We start from the raw sequence: 1,760 nt of genomic DNA on the forward strand, positions 1-1,760 counted from the left end.
AGGACTGGTTGTCCGGGAACCACTCCAGCAGCTGCTGGTACGTCGACGGGTAGTCCACGCCCCGAACCGGATTCGCGGTCATCCACAGATTCTACTTCACCCAAGCAGATATGCAGAACACGTGTTCTAATATAGGTAGTCGAAACGCCGCACAGGGGAGGGTTCGTATGCCGTACGTCGCGTCATCGCGAACCCCTGCCGAGTCGACGTGGCTGGGCCGGTTCCACGCTGAGGTGGAGTACGCCGCGCCCGACGCGGACCGCTCGTGCCGGCCCAGGGTCGAGGACGAGCGGTCTCGCTCCGTCGCGGTGACCGAGACGCTGCTGCGGGCCGGTGAGCGGGTGATGGCGCAGATCGAGGCGCTCGAGGCCGTGAAGGCGCGCGTCGAGGCGGACCTGATCGCGGCGTACGGGGCGTTGCACACCATCCAGGAGCAGCAGATCGCCGCGCTGCCGGCCGGGTCCTCACGTCGGGCGGCGGCGCTGGTCTCGCCCGAACGGGTGGTCGCGGAGGACATCGCGCTGGCGACCGGGGTCGGCGCCGGTGAGGTGGGGCGGCGGCTGACGTTGGCGACGTCCCCGCGGCGTCACCGGCGACTGCTCGAGGCGCTGCGGGCGGGTGCGACCTCGTTGTACCGGGCGGTGCAGGTCGCGTCCGAGACGGTGCAGCTCTCGGACGCGGACGTCGCGACGGTGGAGGAGGCGGTGCTCGCACCCTCCCGCGACGGGCAGGTCGTCGGGCAGCGGACGTTCACGGCCCGGTTGCGGCGCGCGGTCGCCTCGGTCGACAACCGGGGTGCCGAGGAGCGGCACGCGCAGGCTAGGGCGCGGCGCGGGGTGTTCGGGCGGATGGTGGAGGACGGCATGGGCTCCCTGACCGTGACGGCTGACGCGGGCACCATCGCGGCGATCATGGACCGGCTCGACACCACCGCCCGGGGGCTCCGCGGATCAGGCGACCCGCGGACGCTGGACCAGCGGCGCTGCGACCTGGCCACCGCAGCCCTGCTCAGTGGCCACCTCGACCCCGCCAAGGTGACGGACGAGATGACCGGTGACGCGGCGGCGCGGGTGTGGCTGGTCGTGCCGTTCGAGGTCGCCACCGGCCACAGCGACGCGGCGTGCGAGCTGCCCGGGCACGGCTGGGTCACCGCCGCCCATGCCCGCGAGCTCATGACCCGCCCCGGGTCGGTGTGGCAGACCCTGCCGGTCGACCTGCGCGACGGGCAGGCGATCAACCGCCCCACCAAGGCCTACCGGCCCACGACGGCGATGGTCGAGCACGTCCGCGCCGTCGACGGCACCTGCCGCGGCCCCGACTGCACCACCCCGGCCACCCGCTGCGACCTCGACCACGAGATCCCGTGGCCGGCCGGGGAGACGTCGGTGAGCAACTTCTACGCCAAGGAACGCCGGCACCACAACCTCAAGACCCACCAGGTCTGGACCAGCACCCCGACCCCTGACGGCGGCTTGCAGTGGACCACCCTGACCGGCCGCACCCACACGACCTACCCCAAGGACTGGCGCGAAGGCATCGGCCCGCCGGGCGACGATCCGCCGCCCTTCTGAGACTGAAGAGGTGGTGGTTCGGCGCCTCGAATCGGGTACGCCGACCTCATGACCACATCGAACACACCTTCTGCATATCTGCTTAGGTGAAGTCCGGTATGCCGGTTTCTGGCTTGAGGAGGTCCTTGAGTGGGTGCGGGCTGGTGTCGACGGCCTGCTCGAGCAGCCGGTAGAAGAGCAGCCCGCGGG

General features: G+C 71.2%; 1 protein-coding gene. It reads left to right on the forward strand.

The features are described from left to right. The first annotated feature begins 167 nt into the window (after positions 1-167). On the forward strand, positions 168-1,571 hold the full coding sequence (locus tag ACXR8F_RS21480) for an HNH endonuclease signature motif containing protein (protein ID WP_458803622.1): 1,404 nt from the start codon (positions 168-170) through the stop codon (positions 1,569-1,571). The last annotated feature ends 189 nt before the right edge of the window (positions 1,572-1,760 follow it).

The organism is Terrabacter sp. AAH1 (assembly GCF_054456855.1).